This window comes from Mycobacterium sp. NGS18 (genome assembly GCF_059813185.1).
In genome coordinates this window covers 110,245-133,711 of the sequence record NZ_JCALEC010000001.1, presented here as the reverse complement: position 1 = coordinate 133,711, position 23,467 = coordinate 110,245, and the positions used below count along the sequence as shown (strand labels likewise).

Below are 23,467 nucleotides of genomic sequence, written 5' to 3'. Positions count from 1 at the left end.
CTACAGCGCCAAGCGCACCAGCGCCGCGGTGCGCGCCAGGCCCGGGAACGCCTCGGCCGTCGACCGCGGGTGCAGGGCGTGCACCGCGAGCCGGAACATCAACGCGCGCAACAACATTTGCGGCCACTCAGGCAGTGACTCCCAGCGTTCGATGAGTCCGTCGTCGGCCTCACCCCACGACAGGGCGTCCACCACCACCACCCCGGCAGCCCACGACGGCGGGCGCCAGTACGGCGTGATGTCGGTGATCCCGGGCGCCGCGGCGCCGGAGAACAGCACCGTGCCGTAGAGGTCGCCGTGCACCAACTGGCTGGAACCCTTGGTGGGCTTGCGCAAGGTGGCGAGCTGATTGATCAGGTCAATCGAGCGCTGGCCGTCCACCGAGCCCGGGGCCAGCCGGGCGCCGGCCTGCAGCGAGGCGAACGGCCGTTCCTCCCACGCCGCCCGATCGGCGGCAATGAACACGTCGACGTCCGCCCACGGCGCCACCGGCGCCTGGGTGAGGAAACGCGGCCGCTCCAATTTGGCGGTGGCCTCATGCAGCCGAACCGCCGCGGAGACCACCTCGTCGTGACGGGGCTCCGGGCTGCCGGCCACGAAGGTGTCGGCCCGCCAGCCCGACACCACATAGCGTCCGTCGGTGGAGCGCACCGGCCGGGCCAGCCGGATGCCGTCGGCGAACAGCGTCTCGCGCACCTTCGCCGACCACGCGGCCCGGGCGTGGTCGGCCACCATGGACACCACCACTTCCCCGCATTTCCAGCCGTCCTCCCAGCCGGCACCCAGCGGGGTGGGCGCGACGCCGCGAAGGCCGAACGTCGCCAGCACATGCTCAGGCGGCGGCTCGACAGTCACACGGTCAGCCTAAGCGGTCACGGTCAGGGCATCGGGGAGCCTCGCCGCTGGTTCATGCGGCGGTCCCAGCTTGTCAGTACATCACCATGTCGGGTTCCATCTGCTTGGCCCACGCCACAATTCCCCCCTGCAGATGGACCGCGTCGGCGAATCCGGCCTTCTTCAGAGTCGCCAGGGCCGCCGCCGAGCGGACGCCGGTCTTGCAGTACAGCACCGACATCCGATCCTGGGGCAGGGTCGCCAACCCCTCGCCGGAGTTGATCATCGACTGCGGAACCAGCCGGGCCCCCTCGATCCGGTTGATCTCCCATTCCGCCGGTTCGCGCACATCGATCAGCGCCAGCGGCCGCCCGGAGTCCAGCAGCTCCCGCAGCTCGGCCGGCGTGATGGTGGAGCCGTCCGCCGCCTCGGCCGCCTCGTCGGAGACCAGCCCGCAGAACGCCTCGTAGTCGATCAGCTCGGTGATCTTGGGCGTGGAGGGGTCCTTGCGGATCGCGATGGTGCGGTAGCTCATCTCCAGGGCGTCGTAGATCATCAGCCGGCCCAGCAGCGACTCGCCGATCCCGGTGATCAGCTTGATCGCCTCGGTGCCCATCACCGACCCGACGGATGCGCACAGCACCCCCAGCACCCCGCCCTCGGCGCAGGACGGCACCATCCCCGGCGGCGGCGGTTCGGGGTACAGGTCCCGGTAGTTCAGGCCCCGGCCGTTCGGCGCGTCCTCCCAGAACACCGAGATCTGGCCCTCGAAACGGAAGATCGACCCCCACACATAGGGCCGGTGCGCCAGCACCGCGGCGTCGTTGACCAGGTAACGGGTGGCGAAATTGTCGGTGCCGTCCAGGATCAGGTCGTACTGGGAGAACAGCTCGACGGCGTTGTCCGGCGCAAGCCGGACCTGGTGCAGCTGCACCCGGACCAGCGGGTTGATCGCCTTGATCGAATCGCGGGCGCTTTCGGCTTTGGAGCGGCCGACATCGGCGACGCCGTGGATGACCTGGCGCTGCAGGTTGGATTCGTCGACGACGTCGAAGTCGACGATCCCGAGGGTGCCGACGCCGGCGGCCGCCAGGTACAGCAGCGTCGGCGCGCCCAGCCCGCCGGCCCCGATCACCAGCACCCGGGCGTTCTTCAGCCGCTGCTGTCCCTGCACGCCGACGTCCGGGATGATCAGGTGGCGGCTGTAGCGCGTGACTTCATCCTTGGTCAGCTCGCCGGCCGGCTCCACCAGCGGCGGCAGCGAATTCGACACCGACAGCTCTCCTCAAAATCGCATCCACCACCATCACAGCAGTTGATGGGGTCAACGACAAACGGCCCGCGACGCTTCCCGAGCCGGATCTCAAGGAATCGGAGCAGGCCACGGGTTGAACCGGCAGGTCTTGCCGTCGGGCTTGACCCAGTCCGGGTCGAACTTCGCCGCGTCCTCGTTGGAGGTGCCGAACGTCTGCTGCATCATCACCGGGGCCAGGGCGTCCTGCTTCTCGCACGGTTCGTGGTGCTGATAGCCGAGGGCGTGACCGACCTCGTGGTTGATCAGGTACTGCCGGTAGGAGCCGATGTCGCCCTGAAAGGGCACCGCGCCGCGAACCCAGCGGGCCTCGTTGATGAACACCCGCGGTTCCGACCTCGCCCCGTAGGACGGGTTGTAACAGGACGCCTCCAGCGGAATCTCGTAGCCGCAGCCCTCCCGGACCGTCATCGGCGAGGTCAGCGAGATCCGAAAATCGGGATCGACCCCGCTGGTCGCGTCCACCCGGACGAACCCGATCTGAGGCGTGTGCGTCCACCCCTTGGGGTTGCGCAAGGTCTGGTCGACCATCCGGGCGAACGCCTCGTCGCCGCCGAAGGCGGTGGTGTCGATGCCGTTCTCGACCTCGATGGTGTAGGCGAACACCTTCTCGCTGCCCCGGCCGAACACCGATCCGGTGCCGGGAATGATGTGCCACGCCATGTCGCCGGCCTCGGTGAACGGGCCACCGTCGGGGAGCATGCCGGTCGGCAGGTTGACGTCGAATTCGGTGAGTCCCCGCGGTGGCGCACCGATGATCGAGGTGCCGGCCGATCCGATCGTCGGCGGGCCCTGGACCGGCTCGTCGATGTCCGGGGCGCGCACCCCGGTTCCGGTCACGGTCTGGTACACCACCACCACGGTGAGCACCATCAGCACCGGCAGCGCGTAGGCGCGCCAGCCGTAGGTGGACACGAACCTGCCCAGCCAGCTCTGCTTGCGCCACTGCCGGTGGACGTCGCGGTCCGACCGCAGCCGCCCGGCGCCGGCGGCCAGCGGGTCACGTTGCGCGCGCAGGGGTTCGCGGAAACGATCCCGAAGCACCGGGGCTCGACCGCCGCCGTGTTGCCCCGGGTCGTAGGTCACCTTCTCAGGATGACACAAGCACTGCGAGCTGGGACTCTTCGCCGCGCCAGCGGGCGGCGGTGTGGGGCGTACCGAACCCGTCCGCACCGCATTGGTGGATGTCGCTGGCGGAAGTGAAGCGTGCAGCGCGTAGTCTCGCTCTCACGCACCGGCCGCCGGATACCTCTTTCGTCGGCCGCGGAAACCCGGATTGAGGAGTCGATGAGCAAACCGATCGACACGGCCGAGCGGGGCGGCGCCAAGGCGGCCGGCCGCGCCCCGGCCAGCGCCAAGGCGCCGGCGGCCGGCCGTCGGGGCAGTCGGCTTCCCCGCGACGAGCGGCGCGGCCAGCTGCTGATCGCAGCCAGTGAGGTGTTCGTCGACCGCGGCTACCACGCGGCCGGTATGGACGAGATCGCCGAGCGCGCCGGTGTCAGCAAACCGATTCTCTACCAGCACTTTGCGTCGAAACTGGAGCTGTACCTGGCGGTGCTGGCCCGGCACGTGGAGAACCTGGTCTCCGGTGTGCGGCAGGCGTTGCGGACCACCACCGACAACCGCCAGCGGCTGCGCGCGGCGGTGCAGGCGTTCTTCGACTTCATCGAACACGACGGCCAGGGGTATCGGCTGATCTTCGAGAACGACAACGTCGCCGAGCCGCAGGTGGCGGTCCAGGTGCGGGTCGCCACCGAATCCTGCATAGACGCGATCTTCGATCTGGTCAGCCGCGATTCCGGCCTGGACCCGCACCGGGCCCGGGCGGTGGCGGTGGGGCTGGTCGCGGTCAGCGTGGACTGCGCCCGCTACTGGCTGGACAGTGACCGTCCGATCTCCAAGGACGACGCGGTGGACGGAACGGTGGCGTTCGCCTGGGGCGGGTTGTCACACGTGCCGCTCACCCGCTAGATCGATGGCGATGGCCCGCTGCGCCCGGCTTCGCCGCGCTTGCGACCACCGCTAGGCGGAACTGGCCCCGCTCGCGGCGTCGGAACCGATCCCGAACCCGACCCGCCGACTGTCGGCGATGCCGATCTCCACATAGGCGATCTTGGCGGTCTGCACCAGGAACCGACGGCCCTTCTCGTCGGTCAGCGACAGCAGTCCCCCGTTGCCCGGGCCCTGCGCGAGCGCGGTCGCGACCAGTTCCTCGACCTCATCTGGCGTCTGCGCGCTGTTGATGACCAGTTCGCGCGAACTGTCGGTGACCCCGATCTTGACCTCCACGCCGGCCCCTTTCATGTCGCGGTGGGCGTTGTTAAGCAGGCTAGTGGACGGTCCCGGAGTTGGGAGCCACCGGCTGTTCGCCGTCGGCGATACCGGACTGGCGATCGCCCGTTAGGCCAATCCCAGCTCGCGCATGCGCTCGTCGTGGGTGTGCTGGGCCCGTTCGAAGAACCCGGCCAGATGGCCCAGTCCGGCTGCGCCGGAGATCACCAGGTCGACGAGTTCGTCGCGGTCGGCCAGCACGTACTGCGCCTGGGTGATCGCCTCGCCGAGCAAGCGGCGCGACCACAACGCCAGCCGGCTGCGTTGTTTGGCACTGGAGGTGACGGCGCTGCGCACCTCGTCGACGACGAACTGCGAATGCTTGGTCTCGGCGAGCACCGCCCGCACCACGTCGGCCGCCTCGTCGGGCAGGCCGTCGGCGATCGCCAGGTAGAAGTCCGCGGCCATCGCGTCGCCGACGTAGGTCTTGACGAGTGCTTCCAGCCAGGTGCTGGGCATCGTGAGCCGGTGGTAATTGTCAAGGGCTGTAGCGTATTTCGACATCGCCGCCACCACGTCGACACCGCGACTGTCTAGAGCTTGGCGCAGCAACTCGAAGTGACCCATCTCGGCGGCGGCCATGGCCGCCATGGAGATCCGCCCGCGCAGATCCGGTGCCATGCGGGCCTCGTCGGTGAGCCGATAGAACGCCGCCACTTCGCCGTAGGCGAGCACGGCGAAAAGCTCGTTGATGCCGGGATGATCGGCGGACAGTCGCGGCGGCGAAGCCTGGGTCAGCGGGTCGGTCGAGGGAACCGAATTCATCACCACACTGTAGGCGTTCCGCCGGATTGGACCGATGCCCGGCCCGACCAGGTAGTATGACGGGCAGGCAGTGCCGATTCGGCGCTGCCGCGCAATGTGCGTACACGCGGTTGGCCCGCCTCCTCAGCGAGTGCAGGGCCCCCGAATCGGCAAGTCAGGTATCGACCGTCACAGCGTGTGCGCCCCGACCACACCGCGATCGACCTATCTACCGCGCCGACTTCGAAAGGCATCTGCCAGCGCATGACCCCGCTTATCTCCACCACCCGTCCCACCTCTCCCCCCAGCTTCGCCGAATTGGGCGTCCGCGACGAGATCGTCCGCGCCCTCGCCGAGGACGGCATCGAACATGCCTTCGCGATCCAGGAGCTCACGTTGCCGCTGGCCCTGGCCGGCGATGACCTGATCGGCCAGGCCCGCACCGGCATGGGCAAGACCTTCGGCTTCGGCATCCCGCTGCTGCAGCGGGTCAGCACCAGCACCGACCGGCCGCTGACCGGCATTCCGCGGGCGTTGGTCGTGGTGCCGACCCGTGAGCTGTGCATCCAGGTCTCCGGCGACCTGGCCGACGCGGCCAAGTACCTGACAGCCGGGGACCGTCCGCTGTCGGTGCAGGCCATCTACGGCGGCCGGCCCTACGAGCCGCAGATCGAGGCGCTGCAGGCCGGCGCCGACGTGGTGGTCGGTACCCCGGGCCGGCTGCTCGACCTGGCTCAGCAGGGCCACCTGCAGCTCGGCGGCCTCACGGTGCTGGTGCTCGACGAGGCCGACGAAATGCTGGACCTGGGCTTTTTGCCCGACATCGAGCGCATCCTGGCCCGCATCCCCGACGACCGGCAGTCGATGCTGTTCTCGGCGACCATGCCCGGCCCGATCATCACGCTGGCCCGCAGCTTCATGAACCAGCCCACCCACATCCGCGCCGAGGCGCCGCACTCCTCGGCGGTACACGACGCCACCGAGCAGTTCGTCTACCGGGCGCACGCGCTGGACAAGGCGGAGCTGGTCGCCCGGGTGCTGCAGGCCCGCGGCCGCGGCGCCACGATGATCTTCACCCGCACCAAGCGCACCGCGCAGAAGGTGGCCGACGACCTGGGCGAACGCGGTTTCAAGGTGGGCGCGGTGCACGGCGACCTCAACCAGGTGGCCCGGGAGAAGGCCCTCAAGTCGTTCCGCACCGGCGACATCGATGTGCTGGTCGCCACCGACGTGGCCGCCCGGGGCATCGACATCGACGACGTCACGCACGTCATCAACTACCAGTGCCCCGACGATGAGAAGACCTACGTGCACCGCATCGGCCGCACCGGGCGGGCCGGGAAGACCGGTGTCGCGGTGACCCTGGTCGACTGGGATGAGCTGGCCCGCTGGACGCTGATCGACAAGGCGCTGAACCTGTGCTGCCCGGATCCGGCGGAGACCTATTCCAGCTCTCCGCACCTGTTCACCGAGTTGAACATCCCCGCCGAAGCCAGCGGCACCATCGGCAAACCGACCCGGTCGCCGGCCAAGCGGGCCGAGGGCACACCCGGCGAGCGCCGCGAGACGTCCGCCGACCGGCAGCGGGCGCCGCGTAACCCCAACCGGTCGCGGCGGCGTACCCGCGGCGGCCAAGGCGGCGCGGCCGACGCCGCGCCGCAGGCCGCCCGGCCCGGCGATGCCGGCGAGGCCCGGACCGGCGGGTCTTCTGACGACAGCGCGCCACGCCGCCGTCGTCGCCGGCGGCCGAGCAAGGCGGCGGCCGCCGCGAACGGCAACTGAGCCGGGCCGCCGAGATGGTGCGACCGGAGCGCCGCACCCGTGGCGATCTGGTGGCCGCAGCGGTGATCGCGGTCGCGGTCGTCGTCGCCGGGGTGATCGTGTGGTGGACCAGTGACGCCCGCGCCACCGTCAGCCGGCCCGCGACGGACTCGTCGAGCAACCCTCCGTCGGCCGCTATGCTGCCGGCGGCACTGACCCAGCTGTGGACGGCGCCCAGCCCGGTCACCCGGGCGCCGGTGATGGTCTCGGGCACGGTGATCACCGGTGACGGGCCACAGCTGACCGGACGTGAACCTGGCACCGGCAAGGAACGCTGGAGCTATGCCCGCGACGTCGACCTGTGCGCGGTGTCCTGGATCTACCGCTATGCCGTCGCGGTCTATCCGGACTCCCGCGGCTGCGGCCAGGTCAGCACGATCGTCGCCGCGACCGGCCAGCGCGGACCGGCCCGAACCAGTTATGCCGATAAGAGCGTGACCGTCACCTCCGAGGGCAGTGCGGTGCTCTCGGCCGGAAGTACCCGGCTGGAGCTGTGGCGCTCGGACATGGTCCGGACGCTGTCCTACGGCGAGATCGACGCCCGGGTGAAACCGTCGGCTCGCGGCCGCGGCCAGGGCTGCACCCTGGTGTCGGCCGCCTCGGCGTCGTCGGCGGTCTCGGTGCTCGAGGCCTGCCCGGGACAGGACGATCTGCAACTGACCCTGCTGCGCCCCGGAAAGGACGAAGACGAGCCGGAGCGCCAGCATGTGCCCGAGCCCGGGGTGGCCGCCGACTCCGGCGCCCGGGTGCTGGCGGTGACCGACTCCGACTCCGGCACCAATACCGCGGTCTATCTGCCCACGCCGCAGCCCCGGGTGGAGGTGGTCGACCAGACCGGCACCACGATCGCCAAGACGCTGCTGCCGGGCAAACCCACCGCCGCCAGCGCCGCCCTGCAGGTGTCCCGGCCCACCGGGTTGGTGTGCTGGTGGACCGGCGATGCCGTGATGGTGTTCGACGCCGGAACCCTGGCCTACCGCTACACCGTCCCGGCCGCCGGGGCCAGGGTTCCGCTGGGACCGGCGGCACTGATGGCCGATCGGCTGCTGATTCCGGTGACCGGCGGGGTGGGCGTGTTCGACCAGCACTCCGGCGCATTCGAACGCCTCATCCCGGTCAGCCGCCCGCCTGGAGTGGCGGCGGTGTTTCCGGCGGTGTCGGGCCCCACGGTGCTCGAGCAGCGCGGCGACACCGTGGTCGCGCTGGGCTGACGGCGGTGGCTAGATCTCGGGGCTGAAGGTGGGCAGCGTCTTGCCCTTCTTCCAGTAGGTGAGCAACGCTTCGGCCAGCTCCCGATACGCCTGGGCCCCTTTGTTTTTACGGGCCGCGATCACCGACGCGCCCGATGCGCTGGCCTCGGCGAATCGCACGGTGCGCGGGATCGGCGGGCCCAGCACCGCCAGACCGTACCGGTCGGCGATGTCGAGCAACACATCACGGCTGTGGGTGGTGCGCGAGTCGTACAGCGTCGGCAACGCGCCGAGCAGGCGCAGTTTCGGGTTGGTTATCTGCTGGACGTCGGCCACCGTGCGCAGGAATTGGCCGACGCCGCGGTGGGCCAGTGTCTCGCACTGCAACGGCACGATAACCTCGCCGGCGGCGGTGAGCCCGTTGAGGGTGAGCACCCCCAGCGACGGCGGGCAGTCGATGACGGCCACGTCGAACTCGTCATCGAGCTTGGCCAGCGCCCGCGCCAAGGCGTACTCGCGGCCGGCGCGCATCAACAGCATCGCCTCGGCGCCGGCCAGGTCGATGTTGGCCGGCAGCAGCGTCATGCCTTCCTCGGTCGACACCAGTGCGGCGTTGGGTTCGACCTCACCGAGCAGCACCTCATGCACCGACACCGGCAGCTTGTCGGGGTCGTGCCCCAGCGAGAAGGTCAGGCAGCCCTGCGGGTCGAGGTCGACCAGCAGCACCCGCTGACCCAGTTCGGCCATCGCCGCCCCCAGCGACGCCACCGTCGTGGTCTTGGCCACGCCCCCTTTCTGGTTGGCAACCGCCAATATCCGCAGTCGGCTCACAATGCTTCCTCCCTTTGCACCACCGCCATACTGGCACGGCTTGCGGCCCCCGCAGCACCAAACGCGGCTCGGTGTCCGCCGTCGGGCAGAATCGACGGGCGTGAGCATCGAGGAACACCGGTTGCTGCTTCTGCGCCACGGTGAGACCGAGTGGTCGGCAAGCGGGCGGCACACCGGGCGCAGCGATTTGGAGCTGACCGACACCGGCCGGCGCCAGGCGGTCGCCCTCCGCTCGACGCTCGCCAAGCTCCGGCTGGACAACCCGCTGGTGATCTCCAGCCCGCGCAAGCGTGCCCAGGTCACGGCCCAGCTCGCCGGCCTGCACGTCGATGAAATCTCCGACGACATCGCCGAATGGGACTACGGCCGCTACGAGGGACTGACGACCGAGCAGATCAGGGAATCCGAATCGGACTGGCTGATCTGGACGCACGGCAGCGCGGGCGGTGAAACGGTGGCGCAGGTCACCGATCGCGCCGACCGGGTGGTCGCGTTGGCGCTGCGGCAGCTGGCCGCGCGCGACGTGGTCTTCGTCGGCCACGGTCACTTCTCCCGGGCGGTGATCACCCGCTGGCTCGAGCTGCCGTTGGCCGACGGTGCGCGTTTCGGGATGACCGCGGCGTCGATGGCCGTCTGCGGATTCGAGCACGGCGTGCGCCAGCTCACCGCGCTCGGGCTGACCGGGCCGGGAGTCTGAGGATTTTGACGACACCGTCGTTCGTGCTGTCCGGACCGACCGGAACGCTGGTGGCCGAGGGGGCGGCGACCGGTTTCTGTGATGTCAGCGCCGCGCAGGCCGCGCTGACGTCCGGTCAAGCGCCAATCGTGGTGGGCGCATTGCCTTTCCGCCCTGGAGACGCGTGCGCACTGTTCGCACCGGACCAAGTCCGTCGCGACGATGCGCTGTCGCCACGGCCCGAGTCGGCATTGCCCGCCGTGCGCATCGCCGCGCAGCTGCCGGAGCCCAGCGAGCACCGCGCCCGGATCCGCCGGGCCCTGCACGAGCTGACCGCGGCGCCGGGTGCCCTGCGCAAAGTGGTGCTGGCCCGCGGGTTGCTCCTGGCCGCCGACGCGCCGCTGGACGCCGGCACCGTCTTGCGCCGGCTGGTCGCCGCCGATCCGAGCGGCTACGGATATCTGGTCGATTTGAGCGCCGCCGGGGACGCCTATGCCGGGGCGGCCCTGGTGGGCGCCAGCCCCGAACTGCTGGTCGCCCGCGACGGCGACCGGATCACCTGCCGGCCGTTCGCCGGCTCGGCGCCGCGCTCCCCCGACCCGGCCGTCGACGCCGCCAACGGCGCCGCGCTGGCCGAATCCGGTAAGAACCGCCATGAGCACCAACTGGTCGTCGACCAGTTGCGCACCGCGCTTGCGCCGCTGTGCACCGAACTCGACATCGCGCCCGCGCCGCGGTTGACCGGCACCGCCGCGGTCTGGCACCTGAGCACCCCGATCACCGGCCGGCTCCACGAATCCGCCACCACCGCTTTGGATTTGGCGCTGGCGTTGCACCCGACGGCGGCGGTCGGCGGATTCCCGACGGCGGATGCGCTCGACCTCATCGGCCGGCTGGAGGGCGACCGCGGTTTCTACGCCGGCGCGGTCGGGTGGTGCGACGCCGGCGGCGACGGCGCCTGGGTGGTGTCGATCCGCTGCGCGCAACTGTCCGCCGACCGGCGATCCGCGCTGGCCCATGCCGGTGGCGGGATCGTCGCCGAGTCCGATCCCGACGAGGAGCTGGCCGAGACCGTGACGAAGTTCAGCACGATTCTGACGGCGCTTGGCGTTTCGCCGCCCAGCGCAGCGCCGCGGGACTGAACAGCGCCGCCAGCACCGCCACCGCGGCCGCGCCGACCAGCACGCCGTAGCCCCAGCGGTGCGAGCCGACTCCCAGGTACCAGGCCACCGGCAGCAGCGTCATGTTGACGAACACCGCGATGCCGCGACCGAGCCGCCGGCCCCGCAGCAACCCCCAGCCGGCGGCCAGTACCGCGGCCCCGACCAGCGCGAACCACGCCGCGGTGCCGTAGCCGTTGACCACCCGCTGATCCGCTCCGGCCACGGCGCGTACCACCAGCGCCGCGGCGACCGCCAGCCCGGCCACCCCTTGGACGGCGACGATCAGGCCCGCACCGCGCACAGCGCGCGGTAGGTCGGCGGCGGCGTTCACGCCGCCAGCCTAACCACCAGGTGTCATCGCTTCGATGCCCATAGACTGGTATCCCGTGCGCGCCGTGCTGATCGTCAACCCCAATGCCACCTCGACCACCGCCGCCGGACGTGACCTGCTGGCCTACGCGCTCAAGAGCCGCCTCGACCTCAGCGTGGTGCACACCGACTACCGGGGCCACGCCATCGAGATCAGCCAGGCCGCGGCCCGCGATGGGGTCGATCTGGTCATCGCGCACGGCGGCGACGGGACGGTGCACGGCGTGGTCAACGGCCTGCTCGGACCGCCCGGTTCCGCACCGCCGAAACACCTGCCCGCGGTGGCGGTGGTGCCCGGCGGTTCGGCGAACGTCTTCGCCCGCTCGCTGGGGATTGCCGCCGACCCGACCGTCGCCACCAACCAGGTGATCGAATTGATCGACGGCCGTGGCGGCCAACCCCGGTGGCGCCGGATCGGGCTGATCGACTGCGGTGAGCGGTGGTCGGTGCTCAACGCGGGGATGGGCGTCGACGGCGAGGTGGTGGCCGCCGTGGAGGCCGAGCGCGAGAAGGGCCACGCCGTCACCGCGCTGCGCTACATTCGGGCGGCGGTTCCCGCCGTGCTGGCCACCACGCGCCGCGCGCCGACGTTGACGCTGCAGCTGGGCGACGACGAGCCGGTCGCCGGCGTGCACTTCGTGTTCATCTCGAACTGCAGCCCCTGGACCTATGCCGATGAACGCTGTGTGTGGACCAACCCCGACACCACGTTCGAGGCCGGGCTGGGGGTGTTCGCGACCACCAGCATGAAGGTGCTGCCCACCTTGCGGCTGGTCCGGCAGATGCTGTCCAAGCGGCCGAAGCTGAGCGCCAAGCAGCTCATCCGGGATGACGATGTGCCCGTTCTGCGCGTCGATGCCGGCGACACACCGATCGCCACCCAGATCGACGGTGAGTACCTCGGACTGCGCAGTGCGATGACGTTCCGCGCGGTGCCCGACGCCCTCAACGTCGTCGCTCCTGCGCCGAAAAGCCCCGCTGAACTGCGGAGATAGCGCCCAATGCGGCCAATGAGCACACAGTTGAAACCACTGTAGTACACCCGGTGCGCCGGTTTGGGAGCAGCCCCGCGCAAGGGTGACGTTGGCCACGTGATAACGGACACTCTTGACATCTGTCCAAGCTGTGAAACGATCGAGCGATCGGAAGCAAGCCGTATTCATTTCTTGCCGCCGCTTATAACAGCCGAAAAACAAGGTGCGCGCCCTGCTGCGCTCAGAGTGAGGAGTTGGAGACTTATGGATTGGCGCCACAAGGCGGTCTGTCGTGACGAGGACCCGGAACTGTTCTTCCCGGTGGGAAACAGCGGGCCCGCACTTGCTCAGATCGCTTCCGCTAAGCAGGTCTGCGCCCGGTGCCCGGTGGTCACCGAGTGCCTTACCTGGGCGCTGGAGACCGGCCAGGACGCCGGTGTGTGGGGCGGCATGAGCGAGGACGAGCGGCGCGCCCTCAAGCGCCGCAACGCCCGGACCCGGGCGCGCAGCGGGGTCTGACCCCAGCAGAGGACTATCGACGCGGCTCCGACCTGGTCGGGGCCGCGTCGTTCTGTGCGCCTTTTCCGGGGGCCCTTACAGCGCCTGACGGGTCCGCCGGCTTCCGACCGGAATCCGCAGCACCATCTCGGTCCCGCCGCCCGGGGCGTCGCGCGCGGTCAGCGAACCGCTCAGTTCCGCCGAGACCAGGGTGTTGACGATCTGCAGGCCGAGTCGGTCCGAGGTCTCCAGCCGGAACCCGGCGGGCAGGCCGTGGCCGTCGTCGTGCACCACCACGTCGAGCCAGCGCGCCGACCGTTCGGACCGGATCGTCACCCCGCGCCGGTCCGCATCCGCGGAGAAGGCGTGCTCGATCGCGTTCTGCACCAGTTCGGTGATCACCATGACCAAGGCGGTCGCCCGGTCGGCGTCGAGTGTGCCGAGCGTGCCGGTGCGCGCCACCCGGATCGGCGTGTCCACGCTGGCGACGTCGTTCATCATCGGCAGGATCCGGTCGACCACCTTGTCCAGGTTTACCACCTCGTCGACCGACATCGACAGCGCTTCGTGCACTTGGGCGATCGACGACACCCGCCGCACCGATTCCAGAAGCGCGTCGCGCCCTTCGGTGTTGGCGGTGCGGCGGGCCTGCAGGCGCAGCAGCGCCGCTACGGTCTGCAGGTTGTTCTTCACCCGGTGATGGATCTCGCGGATCGTCGCATCCTTGGACAGCAGCGCGCGGTCGCGGCGCTTCACCTCGGTGACGTCGCGGACCAGCACCGCGGCCCCGGCCGGCTCGCCGTGCACGATCAGCGGCAGGGTGCGCAGCAGCACCACCGCGCCGGCCGCGTCGACCTCGAACCGCATGCTCGATCCGCCGGCCAGCGAATCGCGGACGTGCTCGGCCAGCTCGTGCGCCTCGAACGGGTCGGAGATCAGCGGCCGGGTGACGGCCACCAGGTCATGGCCGGCGAGTTCGGCGGCCAGGCCCATCCGGTGGTAGGCCGACAGCGCGTTCGGACTGGCGTAGCTGACCGTGCCGTCGACGCCGAGGCGAATGAAGCCGTCGCCGACCCGCGGACTCGAGCGCGACACCGCGATGTCACCGACGTCGGGGAAGGTGCCCTCAGAGAGCATGTGCACCAGGTCCGCCGCGCAGTCCAGGTAGGCCGCCTCCAGCCGGCTGGATTCGCGCCCGCCGGCCAACGCGGTCTGGTGGGTCAGCACAGCCACCACCCGGCCGCCGTGCCGGACCGGCACGGCCTCCGTATTGCGTTGCCCGGCAAGACCTTCCCGCCCGATCACGCCCGATTCGAACGCCCCGAACACCAGCGGCATCGACGCCGCGTCGGCGACGGTTCCGACGGCGTCGGTGAGCAGCACCGTGGCCGCGGTGTTGGGCCGGCACTGCGCGACGCAGACCAGCGCGCCGCTGGCGTCGGAGTCGCGGCGCACCCACATGAGGTAGTCGGCGAAGGACAGGTCGGCCAGCAGTTGCCACTCCCCGACCACGGCGTGCAGGTGGTCCACCGCGTTGCCCGGCAAAACGGTGTGTTCGGCAAGCAGGTCACCGAGGGTGGACATGGGTCATGTCACGTGGCGAATGCTGCGGTCAGCTGATCACGGCGATGAGGTCGCCGGCCTGGATGACGTCTCCGACCTTCACGGCCACCTTGCTGACGGTCCCGGCGGACTCGGCCAGCACCGGAATCTCCATCTTCATCGACTCCAGCAACACCACGGTGTCGCCCTCGTCGATCTGTTCGCCCTCGTGGACCACGACTTCGAGCACGCTGGCCACGATCTCCGCGCGAACGTCCTCGGCCATCTTCACCTCGTTCATCATCCAGTCGACGGTTCCGGCGATCACCCGAAATTCTCCGTCTTATGGAACCACAACCCCGCTCGGGGCTTGAGCGGGGCGCACGGTTGGCGCCCTCGCCGGCATCCGCCCGGTGCGCCGACTAAGTGAACTCCAAGACAATTAAGCGGTTCTAGAGAGTTCCTTCCGTGACCGTGTCGTGTTTCTGCTGTGACAATTGCATAGCACCGTTACTCCAGTGTTTCGAACGCGTGACGTATTCGCCGTGACGCGGGGGACGAATCGAAGTCGAACTGAGGAGTGCGCGTTGTCTGAAAACCGTTTTGCGAACCCACGAGTCCGGTTGCCGCTGGTGTGCGCCGGCGCCATGACGCTGGCCAGCCTCGGATTCGGTGTGGCGTCCGCCAAAGCCGCCCCGACGCTGGTCGACGACCCGCTACCGATCCCGGCCCCGATCGGCGCCCCGGCGCTGCCCGGCGTGCCCGGACCGGCCGCCGGAAGCTCGTCGGCGGGGGTGAATGCCGCCAACTCCTTCCTGCAGGCGCTCAACGGCATGCTCAACCGCGTGGTGCCCGGGGTGGGCTCGATCATGCCCAGCGACGTCAGTTCGCTGACCCCGCCTACCGCTGGTGTGCCGGGGGCTCCGGGGGTGGGGACTCCACCGCCGGGCACCCCGCCCGCGGCCGGGCCGGCCGCAATCGTGCCGCAGACGCTGGCCGGGGCGCGCAGCTTCCACTAAGTGACCGCGGCGGCGGGGCCCGGTCGACCCCCAGGCCCCGCCACCGGCGTCACGCCTCGGGGTGTGAGAGACTATGCAGCCGGAAGATGCTAGGAGGACCGATCATGGCAAAGCGTGGCCGCAAGAAGCGCGATCGCAAGCACAGCAAAGCCAACCACGGCAAGCGCCCCAACGCTTAAACGCTGTCCCTAGCCGTCCTGGCCTTCTCGGGCCGCCTAGCCTTCGTGGTGGATGATCGTCGTGCGGCTGATCTCCAGCCGGACCCGCTCGTAGAGCTGGCGCGGCGCCTTGTCGCCACTGCATTTGCGAGCGATCAACGCCTTGATCCGCTCCTCGACTCCGTAGTGCCGAAGGCAGCCGGGGCATTCCTCGAGGTGCCGGCGCAGCTTGGCCCTGGTCTCGACGGTGCATTCGCCATCCAGCAGGGTCCATACCTCGGCGATGACCTCGGAACAGTCGGCGGCCGGGCCGCCGGGGCCCGGGGTGGCGCAGTCACTGGTGTGCTCGGTCACGACGACACCTCCTCCGATGCCTGACCGTCACGGATGAACCCGCGGTCCTTGGCGACATCGGCCAACAGACTGCGCAACTGGCGCCTGCCGCGGTGCAGACGCGACATCACCGTGCCGATCGGCGTATCCATGATCTCGGCGATCTCCTTGTAGGGGAACCCTTCGACGTCGGCGTAGTACACCGCCATCCGGAACTCTTCGGGAAGCTGTTGCAGCGCCTCTTTGATCTCGGTGTCCGGCAGCAACTCCAACGCCTCGACCTCCGCCGAGCGCAGGCCGGTCGACGAGTGCTCGGCGGTGGCGGCCAGCTGCCAGTCGGTGATCTCATCGGTCGGGTATTCGGCGGGCTTGCGCTGCTTCTTGCGGTAGCTGTTGATGTAGCTGTTGGTCAGGATGCGATACAGCCACGCCTTGAGATTGGTGCCCTCCCGAAAGGACCGGAAGCCGGCGTAGGCCTTGACCATGGTCTCTTGCAGCAGGTCCTCGGCGTCGGCGGGATTGCGCGTCATCCGCAGCGCGCCGCCGTAGAGCTGATCGAGCATCGGGATCGCGTCACGCTCGAAGCGCGCGGTCAGCTGCTCGTCGGTCTCGTCGGAGCGCACCGGGGTCGTCGTCTCCGTCGAAGCCGCGGTATCGGTCACACTTTCGGCGTCAGCCATCTTGATCGCTGCAGTCCCTTCTGTCGCGGTGCCCACAACCCACGATGGCTCGATTTCCAACAGACCGATCGCCGTTGACACCCGGACTCCTTCCCGATCCTAGGACTGTGACCGACAACTGCGCGTAGTGACCGCACACTGCCTTGCTCAACAGCGTCGGCCACGACGCTATTTCCCGCCGTATCCTGGCTCGGTGAGTCGCGCGGCAACCCGGGCCATCGCGGCCCTGATCGCCGCTCAGGTGCCCCACGAGGTGCTGCGCTACCACCACGACCCGGACCAGCGCTCTTTCGGAGCCGAGGCCGTCGAGCAGCTCGCCACCGCGGGGGCGGCCGGCGTGCGGCCCGAGCAGGTCTTCAAAACGTTGATCGTGGAGCTCTCCGGGACGGCGCCGCTCGCTTTGGCGGTCGCGGTGCTGCCGGTACCGGCGAAGCTGTCGTTGAAGTCCGTCGCCGCCGCGCTGGGCGCGCCCAAAGCGGCGTTGGCCGACCCGGCGGCGGCGCAACGAGCGACCGGTTACGTGCTGGGCGGGATCTCGCCGTTCGGCCAGCGCAGGGCGCTGCCGACGGTCGTCGACGCCTCGGCAGCGGACTTCGGCCGGGTGCTGTGCAGCGCCGGCCGGCGCGGCTGGGACGTGGCGGTGGCGCCGGCGGATCTGATCCGGCTGACCGTTGCGGTCGTCGCGGATATCAGCGCCCGGTGAGAGCCGGCCTCAGACGCGCGGCGTGCCGCCCAGCGCGTCGTCGATGGTCGCGCAGAACGACAACTCGCCGTCGAGCCCTACCGCTTTCACCACCCGGCCGACGATGGGTTGGCCGCTCACCAGGCAGAGCTCGATGCCCCGGCGCCGGCACCTGGCCGATTCCTCGATCAATACGCCGAACGCGCACACCGCCATGAACTCCAGCCCACTGGCGTCGACGATCAGCGGACCCGGGACCGCGGTGACCGCAGCGGCTTCGCCGACCAGTCGCCGCCACACGGCTACGTTCGACGCGTCGACACTGCCGCCGGCCGAGACCACCAGCGCCGAGCCGCTGCGTTCCAGCACGACGCGCACCTCGTCGTCCGGAGGAGCCGTCACCGAGGCGAGCACCTCGCTGAGCCGGACCGGACGATCCTGGGCCGACAATTCGGCGATACCCGCCTGGCCCGACGCTTCCCCGCAGCCGCGCCATACCGCGCAGCGACCGAGTTTACGGCGTAAACCGAAGAGCATGCGGATGAAGCTACGCCGAATCGTTTACGTTGTAAACCCAACGGCGACGGCGATCAGCCCAAGCGTCGCCAGCGCCACCGACCAGGCCCGCCGGCTCGACAGCGAGGACTGGCACCCGGCGACGTAGTTGGTGTGCGGAGCGCTCTGGCTGGCCACCAGAACTGCGGAAAGGCTCTCGGAATTGGCATCCAGGGCGCCGGAGATATCCGCTGCGACGATGGTGCCGCAGCCGATCGAACCACCGTCGCCGTCGGAAATCGACACCGGTGCCACCAGCGCGATCAGCGCCGCACACAACGCCGCCAGCCCCACCGGCCGGACGAGTCTCCGCACCGCCATCTGCCGCTCCCCGTCTGTGCCCGGCATACTCCGTCGCCGGGCGGCGCGCCGCCCGGACCGAAACGCGCCCCGCCCGAACTCGGGCGGGGCGGGCGTTCTCGGTTGTCGGTCAGTCTCGGAAGGCGTCTTTGATGTTCTCGCCGGCCTTCTTCAGGCTTGACTTGCCCTGGTCGCCTTTGCCCTCGTTCTTGAGGTGGTCATTGCCGGTAGCCTTCCCGGTGGCCTCTTTGACCTTGCCTGCGGCGTTCTGCGCAGCGTTTCTCGCCTTGTCCGCCAGTCCCATGCGAAGCTCCTCCCTCATGCGTGCGTGTGACAGGCGAATACCCACCCGGTTTACGACGTAAACACTGGTCGGGGGCGGAGGACCTCAGTGTCGGGCGATTAGCAGCTCGAGCCGGTCCAGCATGGCTTCCAGCGCCTCTTCGAACTCGGCGCTGCTGTGGTCCTGGGACAACATCGGCTGCAGCCGCTGCAACTGCCGATAACTCGACAGGTCGCGCGCGGGCCGGCAGCTGTCGTCGAGCAGGGCCTCGTCCGGGTGAAGCTGCGCGCCGCGCGCGGACACCTCCAACAGCAGGTGCCCGATCAGGAAGGTGGTGTAGGAGCGGTAGGACTCCACCGCGGCGCTGTCGTCGAACCCGTAGGAGATCAGCGTGTCCAGGAAGCTGTCCATCCAGCGCAGGCTGCGCAGCGGCGGCCGAACCCACGGCGCCTCGGGGGCCTGGGTGGCGACCAGCGGGAAGACCTCCGGATGGTCGAGGGCGATCTGGCGCACCCCGTGCGCGAGCCGCATCAGGTAGTCCTGCCAGCCGTCTTCTTGTCGCCGCGCGGCGAGTTGGTCGGCATAAAGCCGGTCGATGATGTGGTCGACGACACCGGTCAGCAGGTCACCGCGGCCGTGCACGTAGCGGTAGAGCGCCATCGCCTCGACGCCGCAAGCCGCGCCCAGCGCCCGCATGGTCAGCTTCGACAGGCCGTGGCGGTCGATGAACTCGATCGCCATCTCCAGAATCGCGTCGCGGCTCAACTGCGACGACGAGCGCAGAGTTTCGACGGTGCCGAAGCCCGCGGCGGCCGACGGCCGCTGGGCATCGAGATCGTCGGCATCCACCGGAACACCCCTTTTTCACTGCACCCGCCGGATGATCAGTCGAGTCATCACATCTTCCCAGGCGTGGCGATCGGTCCACAGTTTACGTCGTAAGCCGGGCGCGCAGCACGGGTTCTGGCCGGGACGCTCACCGCGCCGGTGACCACGGCATAGGGTGACTCCATGCCAACCCCAGGACCACTCTCCGGTAAGACCATGTTCATCTCGGGTGCCAGCCGCGGGATCGGCCTGGCGATCGCCAAGCGGGCCGCCGCCGACGGCGCCAACGTTGCGCTGATCGCCAAGACCGCCGAACCGCACCCGAAGCTGTCCGGCACCGTCTACACCGCGGCCGCCGAGATCGAGGACGCCGGCGGGCAGGCACTGCCGATCGTCGGCGACATCCGCGACGGGGACTCGGTGCGCAATGCCGTCGCGACGGCGGTGGAGCGGTTCGGCGGGATCGACATCTGCGTCAACAACGCCTCGGCGATCAACCTGGGCTCGATCCTCGAGGTGCCGCTGAAACGCTTCGACCTGATGAACGAGATCGAGGTGCGCGGCACCTACGCGGTGTCGCAGGCCTGCATCCCGCACATGATCGGACGGGACAACCCGCACATCCTCACCCTGTCGCCGCCGATCCGGCTGGAATCCAAGTGGCTCAAGCCGACCGCCTACATGATGGCCAAGTTCGGGATGACGCTGTGCGCACTGGGGATGGCCGAAGAGCTGCGCTCGCACGGGATCGCGTCCAACACGCTGTGGCCGCGCACCCTGATCGCCACCGCCGCGGTGCAGAATCTGCTCGGCGGCGACGAGGCGATGGCCCGGGCCCGCACGCCCGAGGTCTACGCCGACGCCGCCTACGCGATCATCACCCGGCCGGCCGGCTCCTACACCGGCAACTCGCTGCTCTGCGAGGACGTACTGCTCGAGTCCGGCGTCACCGACCTGTCGGTCTATGACTGCGTTCCCGGCAGCGACCTCGGTGTGGACCTGTGGGTGGACACCGTCAACCCACCGGGCTACGTGCAGCCGTAGCACCGGCACCCCGGAGACATGTCCGAGAACCCGCCGGTCTTTGTCGAGAGCGAGTTCGCGCCGCTGCGCACCGTGGTCCTCGCACAATCCGAACTGGCGCTGCCGGAACATATTCCGGAGTCCGAACTGGCGTTCCTGCCGCCCGGCGAATCCGAAAATGTCTCCGCCGGGCAGGATTTCGGTGTCGCACATCCGCAGCGCCAACGCGCGTGGGAGCAGGAGCGCGAGAATTTCGCGGCGGTTTTGCGCCGCTACGGCGTGGAGGTGCTGCGGCCGCGGATGCTGACCGCCGCCGAGAAATCAGCTCACGACGGGTACGCCAATTTCTTTGTGCGCGACCCGTTCTTCACCGTCGGCAACGTCGTGATCGAGGGCTCGGTTCGGTTTCGGCACCGCCGCCGCGAAATCTTCCCGGTGCGCGACATCGTGCTGGAGCGGGTGTATCCGGCGGCCTGCAGCTATCTCGCCGTCCCGGTTCCCGAGATCACCGCCGACGACGACGCGACGCTGGGGCCCGGCCCGTTCCTGGAGGGGGGCGACGTCCTGGTGCTCGGCAAGCACGTCTTCGTCGGCACTTCCGGCCTGGCGTCGAACGGCCTCGGCGCGCGCTGGCTGGAGAAACTCCTCGGCGCACAGGGCTACACCGTCGAGGTCGTCCGGCTCAACCGGCAGATCCTGCACTTGGACTGCGCGCTCGGATTGATCCGCGACGGGCTGATGGTGGTGTGCGAAGAGGCACTGCTCGACGGGGTTCCGGAGTCGTTGGCATCCTGGGACCGGATTTCGGTTTCACTGCCGCAGGCCAAGGAGCTGATCACCAATGGGCTGCCGATCAGCCCCGGCGTCTATGTGACCGATCCGGCCTTCGGCGGGGTCGGTGACCAGCTGGAACGCCGTGGCGTGACCGTCGAGTATGTGGGCTTCGGGATCGGCCGATCGCTGGGCGGCGCGTTCCGCTGCAGCACCCAGCCGTTGCTGCGCCGCAGCTAGCCGGTCGGTCGCGGCCCGGTCATCGGCAGGACCAGTCGCAGGCAGGCGCCGCCGTCGTGGGACACACAGGTCAGCTGGCCGCCGTGCGCGTCGGCCAGCGCCCGCGCGATCGGCAGACCCAGCCCGGCGCCGCCGTGGTCGCGGCCGCGGGCGCTGTCCAGGCGCACCAGCCGATCGAAGACGCGCTCGGCGTCCTCGGCGCGGATCCCGACCCCGGTGTCGGTGACGGTCACTTCGGCCGCGCCGCCGACGCGTCGCACGTCGACGCTGATCTGCCCACCGGGCGGGGTGTAGCGGCGGGAGTTGTCCAACAGATTCGACAGGACCTGTGCCAGCCGGGTGGGGTCCGCCCGGACGGCCAAGGTGTCCAGACCGGTGCGGCCCAGGTTCAGTTGCGGGGCCAGTAACGCCGCCCGCTCGAGCTGGGTGTCGACGATCCCGATCAGATCGACGTCCTTGAGCTCCAGTGGCAGACCGGCGTCGATGTAGCTCAGGTCGAGCATGTCGGTGACCAGCCGGGTGGCGCGGCGGGCTTCGGTGAGCAGCATCGTGGCGCGGCGATGCTGTCGGAGCACTTCGGGGTCGACCGCGTCCTGGCCGTCTTGGCCGACGTCCTGGCCGACGTTGCCGGCGATCTGTTCGGCGGCGGCCTGAATGCCGGCGATCGGGGTGCGCAATTCGTGGGCGGCGTCCGCCAGAAAACGCCGTACCGCCGCTTCGGCGCGCTGCGCCGCGTCGGCGGCCCGCTGCGCGCGCTTCTCGGAATCCTCCAGCTCATCGAGCATATCGTCGAAAGCGCTTGCCGCGCGGCCGAGTTCGGTTCTCGGCCGGTCGGGACGCAACCGGCGGCCGCGGTCGCCGGTGGTGATGTCACGGGCCAGATCGGTGAGCCGGTCCAGCGGAGCGAGCATGGCCCGGCTCACCCCGGCCAGCAGAATCGCCGCCACGAGCAGAGTTCCCAGCCCGGCTTCGATCATCAGGCGTTGCAGTCGGTGCATCGTCTCGACCGCCTCGGTGGTGTCGGCGACCAGGATCACCCGGTCGCCGTTGGCCAGCGGGTGCACCAACACCGTCGCGGTGTCGTCGGGTTCCAGCGGCGGAGGCGGAAACCTCGATCCGGTGGTCGCGTCGGGTTCGATCGCGGGATCACCGTAGCTGGCTCCGTCCGCGGTGACCACGAGTGCGCTGACGACGCCGCCGTTGAGCTGCTCGGCCAGTTGGTCAGCGGAAATCCCCAGTGCCACCAGGGAATCGGCGCGCTGCGTGGCAATCGACAGCCGCTCGTGGAGGCTGCGGTTGGCCATCGCGGTCAACGTCGTGTTGATGACCAGGCCCATGGTGAGCATCAACAGGGCGAGCAGTCCCAACGCCATCACCGTCAGGCGGCGCCGCAGCGACGGGGTGGCGGTCATGAGGCCGACAGTTGCAGCCGGTAGCCGATCCCGCGCACGGTGTGCAGGATCCGCGGCCCGTGCGCCTCCAGCTTCTGCCGCAGGCCGCTGATGTGGACCTGGACCAGATTGGGATCGTAGGCCTCATAGCCCCACACCGCGTTGAGGATCTGCGCGCTGCTGACGATGCGGCCACGCTGTTCGACGAGATAGACCAGCACCCGCAGCTCGGTGGCGGTCAGACCCAGCGGAGTCCCCGAGCGCGAGGCCACCCCGGCGTCGACGTCGACCATCAGGTCGCCGAACTGCACGGCCGCCGGCAGCCGGCCCCGGCGGCGCAGCACCGCCCCGACCCGCGACACCAATTCGGCGAGCTCGAACGGCTTGACCACGTAGTCGTCGGCGCCGCTGTCGAGCCCGCGCAGCCGGTCGGGCAGGCCGTCGCGCGCGGTGAGCAGCACCACGCCGACCTCGCCCCAGCGCAGGATCACATCCATCAGGGCGAAGCCGTCGCGTCCGGGCAGCATCACATCGAGCACCACCAGATCCGGCCGGAACCCGTCGAGCACCTCCTCCAGCCCGCTGCCGTCGGCCTGGGCGTCGGTCAGATACCCGGCGTCGACCAGCGCCTCGCTGACCATCTCGCGGATCGTCTCCGAATCCTCCACCACCAGCACCCGGGGCGTTCCCACGCTGAAGCTCTCGGCGGCACGCGCTGAGGGATTGCCGCCGCGCCGCTCGGCGGACCGGGAATCGGCCATGGTCCATTGATAACACCGCCACGTCCGGATGTGGAGCGCCCGACGGCCGATTTTCGTCGACTGCCGGATTCTTCAGGTTCACTTCAAGTTCACCGTTTACCGTCCCACCAGCGAATGCGGACAGTGGTGCGCCCAGCGGCCCGTCGACCGACGCGAAC

At 69.6% G+C, this 23,467-nt stretch carries 29 protein-coding genes; 12 read left to right on the top strand and 17 right to left on the bottom strand.

The window, feature by feature from the left end; genetic code table 11:
- The 3 genes from AC5Y31_RS00680 to AC5Y31_RS00670 form a co-directional block, all read right to left on the bottom strand.
- Positions 1-855: a TIGR02569 family protein gene (locus AC5Y31_RS00680; RefSeq protein WP_065026616.1), complete on the bottom strand. Its 855-nt coding sequence runs from the start codon at positions 853-855 to the stop codon at positions 1-3.
- A 73-nt stretch (positions 856-928) separates the two neighbouring features.
- A complete protein-coding gene (moeZ, locus tag AC5Y31_RS00675; RefSeq protein ID WP_065026615.1) occupies positions 929-2,107 on the bottom strand; it encodes an adenylyltransferase/sulfurtransferase MoeZ in 1,179 nt (392 codons plus the stop codon).
- 90 nt (positions 2,108-2,197) lie between these two features.
- Entirely contained in the window at positions 2,198-3,232 is a 1,035-nt protein-coding gene (locus AC5Y31_RS00670; protein ID WP_065026614.1) for a DUF3152 domain-containing protein, read from the bottom strand.
- A 201-nt stretch (positions 3,233-3,433) separates the two neighbouring features.
- On the opposite strand from AC5Y31_RS00670, the gene fasR reads away from it, so the two are divergent.
- A complete protein-coding gene (gene fasR / locus AC5Y31_RS00665; protein ID WP_065026613.1) occupies positions 3,434-4,117 on the top strand; it encodes an HTH-type transcriptional activator FasR in 684 nt (227 codons plus the stop codon).
- Between the two features lie 51 nt (positions 4,118-4,168).
- Here the strand turns inward: fasR and AC5Y31_RS00660 are convergent, their stop codons facing one another.
- Together AC5Y31_RS00660 and AC5Y31_RS00655 are read right to left on the bottom strand one after the other, a co-directional pair.
- The gene (locus tag AC5Y31_RS00660) at positions 4,169-4,450 is read right to left on the bottom strand and encodes a DUF3107 domain-containing protein (RefSeq protein ID WP_065026612.1); all 282 of its coding nucleotides are present in this window, start codon (positions 4,448-4,450) and stop codon (positions 4,169-4,171) included.
- Between the two features lie 96 nt (positions 4,451-4,546).
- Positions 4,547-5,242 (bottom strand): ferritin-like fold-containing protein, encoded by a 696-nt coding sequence (locus AC5Y31_RS00655; RefSeq protein WP_301634341.1) that lies wholly within the window; start codon positions 5,240-5,242, stop codon positions 4,547-4,549.
- A gap of 255 nt (positions 5,243-5,497) precedes the next feature.
- Here AC5Y31_RS00655 and AC5Y31_RS00650 point away from each other — a divergent pair, with 255 nt between their 5' ends.
- Both AC5Y31_RS00650 and AC5Y31_RS00645 read left to right on the top strand, forming a co-directional pair.
- Positions 5,498-7,003, top strand: coding sequence for a DEAD/DEAH box helicase (locus tag AC5Y31_RS00650; protein WP_499978087.1), 1,506 nt, complete (start codon positions 5,498-5,500; stop codon positions 7,001-7,003).
- Between the two features lie 14 nt (positions 7,004-7,017).
- Positions 7,018-8,253 (top strand): Rv3212 family protein, encoded by a 1,236-nt coding sequence (locus tag AC5Y31_RS00645; RefSeq protein WP_499977398.1) that lies wholly within the window; start codon positions 7,018-7,020, stop codon positions 8,251-8,253.
- A 9-nt stretch (positions 8,254-8,262) separates the two neighbouring features.
- Here AC5Y31_RS00645 and AC5Y31_RS00640 read toward each other — a convergent pair whose 3' ends face one another.
- Positions 8,263-9,063, bottom strand: coding sequence for a ParA family protein (locus AC5Y31_RS00640; RefSeq protein WP_082966646.1), 801 nt, complete (start codon positions 9,061-9,063; stop codon positions 8,263-8,265).
- A gap of 100 nt (positions 9,064-9,163) precedes the next feature.
- Between AC5Y31_RS00640 and AC5Y31_RS00635 the strand changes: the two genes are divergently transcribed.
- Together AC5Y31_RS00635 and AC5Y31_RS00630 are read left to right on the top strand one after the other, a co-directional pair.
- Positions 9,164-9,760 carry an acid phosphatase gene (locus AC5Y31_RS00635; RefSeq protein WP_499977397.1) on the top strand — a complete coding sequence of 199 codons (597 nt, stop codon included), beginning with the start codon at positions 9,164-9,166 and terminating at the stop codon, positions 9,758-9,760.
- Between the two features lie 5 nt (positions 9,761-9,765).
- On the top strand, positions 9,766-10,881 hold the full coding sequence (locus tag AC5Y31_RS00630; protein WP_499977396.1) for an isochorismate synthase: 1,116 nt from the start codon (positions 9,766-9,768) through the stop codon (positions 10,879-10,881).
- Here the strand turns inward: AC5Y31_RS00630 and AC5Y31_RS00625 are convergent.
- Positions 10,823-11,233 carry a hypothetical protein gene (locus tag AC5Y31_RS00625; protein WP_065026605.1) on the bottom strand — a complete coding sequence of 137 codons (411 nt, stop codon included), beginning with the start codon at positions 11,231-11,233 and terminating at the stop codon, positions 10,823-10,825. The two genes, AC5Y31_RS00630 and AC5Y31_RS00625, sit on opposite strands and share 59 nt — an antisense overlap.
- Positions 11,234-11,288: 55 nt before the next feature.
- On the opposite strand from AC5Y31_RS00625, the gene AC5Y31_RS00620 reads away from it, so the two are divergent.
- Positions 11,289-12,266 carry a diacylglycerol/lipid kinase family protein gene (locus AC5Y31_RS00620; protein WP_499977395.1) on the top strand — a complete coding sequence of 326 codons (978 nt, stop codon included), beginning with the start codon at positions 11,289-11,291 and terminating at the stop codon, positions 12,264-12,266.
- A 243-nt stretch (positions 12,267-12,509) separates the two neighbouring features.
- Positions 12,510-12,764, top strand: coding sequence for a WhiB family transcriptional regulator (locus AC5Y31_RS00615; RefSeq protein ID WP_019737187.1), 255 nt, complete (start codon positions 12,510-12,512; stop codon positions 12,762-12,764).
- A 75-nt stretch (positions 12,765-12,839) separates the two neighbouring features.
- Here AC5Y31_RS00615 and AC5Y31_RS00610 read toward each other — a convergent pair whose 3' ends face one another.
- Positions 12,840-14,327, bottom strand: a complete 1,488-nt coding sequence (locus tag AC5Y31_RS00610) for a sensor histidine kinase (RefSeq protein WP_065026603.1) — start codon at positions 14,325-14,327, stop codon at positions 12,840-12,842.
- A 28-nt stretch (positions 14,328-14,355) separates the two neighbouring features.
- On the bottom strand, positions 14,356-14,571 hold the full coding sequence (locus tag AC5Y31_RS00605) for a biotin/lipoyl-binding carrier protein (RefSeq protein ID WP_065026621.1): 216 nt from the start codon (positions 14,569-14,571) through the stop codon (positions 14,356-14,358).
- A 301-nt stretch (positions 14,572-14,872) separates the two neighbouring features.
- On the opposite strand from AC5Y31_RS00605, the gene AC5Y31_RS00600 reads away from it, so the two are divergent.
- Together AC5Y31_RS00600 and AC5Y31_RS00595 are read left to right on the top strand one after the other, a co-directional pair.
- Entirely contained in the window at positions 14,873-15,304 is a 432-nt protein-coding gene (locus AC5Y31_RS00600; RefSeq protein WP_131810610.1) for a hypothetical protein, read from the top strand.
- A 104-nt stretch (positions 15,305-15,408) separates the two neighbouring features.
- Positions 15,409-15,483, top strand: coding sequence for a 50S ribosomal protein bL37 (locus AC5Y31_RS00595; RefSeq protein ID WP_011728008.1), 75 nt, complete (start codon positions 15,409-15,411; stop codon positions 15,481-15,483).
- A gap of 36 nt (positions 15,484-15,519) precedes the next feature.
- On the opposite strand, the gene rsrA is transcribed toward AC5Y31_RS00595, so the two are convergent.
- Positions 15,520-15,816 (bottom strand): mycothiol system anti-sigma-R factor, encoded by a 297-nt coding sequence (gene rsrA / locus AC5Y31_RS00590; RefSeq protein ID WP_065026601.1) that lies wholly within the window; start codon positions 15,814-15,816, stop codon positions 15,520-15,522.
- The gene (locus AC5Y31_RS00585) at positions 15,813-16,475 is read right to left on the bottom strand and encodes a sigma-70 family RNA polymerase sigma factor (protein WP_207511817.1); all 663 of its coding nucleotides are present in this window, start codon (positions 16,473-16,475) and stop codon (positions 15,813-15,815) included. The genes rsrA and AC5Y31_RS00585 overlap by 4 nt, the downstream gene beginning before the upstream one ends.
- 193 nt (positions 16,476-16,668) lie before the next feature.
- Here AC5Y31_RS00585 and AC5Y31_RS00580 point away from each other — a divergent pair, with 193 nt between their 5' ends.
- Positions 16,669-17,178: an aminoacyl-tRNA deacylase gene (locus AC5Y31_RS00580; RefSeq protein ID WP_065026599.1), complete on the top strand. Its 510-nt coding sequence runs from the start codon at positions 16,669-16,671 to the stop codon at positions 17,176-17,178.
- 9 nt (positions 17,179-17,187) lie between these two features.
- Here the strand turns inward: AC5Y31_RS00580 and AC5Y31_RS00575 are convergent, their stop codons facing one another.
- The 4 genes from AC5Y31_RS00575 to AC5Y31_RS00560 form a co-directional block, all read right to left on the bottom strand.
- A complete protein-coding gene (locus tag AC5Y31_RS00575; protein ID WP_082966643.1) occupies positions 17,188-17,694 on the bottom strand; it encodes an anti-sigma factor antagonist in 507 nt (168 codons plus the stop codon).
- Between the two features lie 24 nt (positions 17,695-17,718).
- Complete coding sequence (locus tag AC5Y31_RS00570; protein ID WP_301634321.1) at positions 17,719-18,033, bottom strand: aminopeptidase; 315 nt, start codon at positions 18,031-18,033, stop codon at positions 17,719-17,721.
- Positions 18,034-18,142: 109 nt separating this feature from the next.
- Positions 18,143-18,316 (bottom strand): CsbD family protein, encoded by a 174-nt coding sequence (locus tag AC5Y31_RS00565; RefSeq protein ID WP_065026598.1) that lies wholly within the window; start codon positions 18,314-18,316, stop codon positions 18,143-18,145.
- A gap of 84 nt (positions 18,317-18,400) precedes the next feature.
- A complete protein-coding gene (locus AC5Y31_RS00560; RefSeq protein ID WP_082966647.1) occupies positions 18,401-19,036 on the bottom strand; it encodes a TetR/AcrR family transcriptional regulator in 636 nt (211 codons plus the stop codon).
- 270 nt (positions 19,037-19,306) lie between these two features.
- On the opposite strand from AC5Y31_RS00560, the gene AC5Y31_RS00555 reads away from it, so the two are divergent.
- Both AC5Y31_RS00555 and AC5Y31_RS00550 read left to right on the top strand, forming a co-directional pair.
- On the top strand, positions 19,307-20,167 hold the full coding sequence (locus AC5Y31_RS00555) for an SDR family oxidoreductase (protein ID WP_207511814.1): 861 nt from the start codon (positions 19,307-19,309) through the stop codon (positions 20,165-20,167).
- 18 nt (positions 20,168-20,185) lie between these two features.
- On the top strand, positions 20,186-21,157 hold the full coding sequence (locus tag AC5Y31_RS00550) for a dimethylarginine dimethylaminohydrolase family protein (RefSeq protein WP_499977394.1): 972 nt from the start codon (positions 20,186-20,188) through the stop codon (positions 21,155-21,157).
- Here the strand turns inward: AC5Y31_RS00550 and AC5Y31_RS00545 are convergent.
- Positions 21,154-22,569, bottom strand: a complete 1,416-nt coding sequence (locus AC5Y31_RS00545) for a sensor histidine kinase (protein ID WP_499977393.1) — start codon at positions 22,567-22,569, stop codon at positions 21,154-21,156. The two genes, AC5Y31_RS00550 and AC5Y31_RS00545, sit on opposite strands and share 4 nt — an antisense overlap.
- The gene (locus AC5Y31_RS00540; protein ID WP_065026594.1) at positions 22,566-23,309 is read right to left on the bottom strand and encodes a response regulator transcription factor; all 744 of its coding nucleotides are present in this window, start codon (positions 23,307-23,309) and stop codon (positions 22,566-22,568) included. Before AC5Y31_RS00540 ends, AC5Y31_RS00545 begins: the two co-directional genes overlap by 4 nt.
- Between the last annotated feature and the right edge of the window lie 158 nt (positions 23,310-23,467).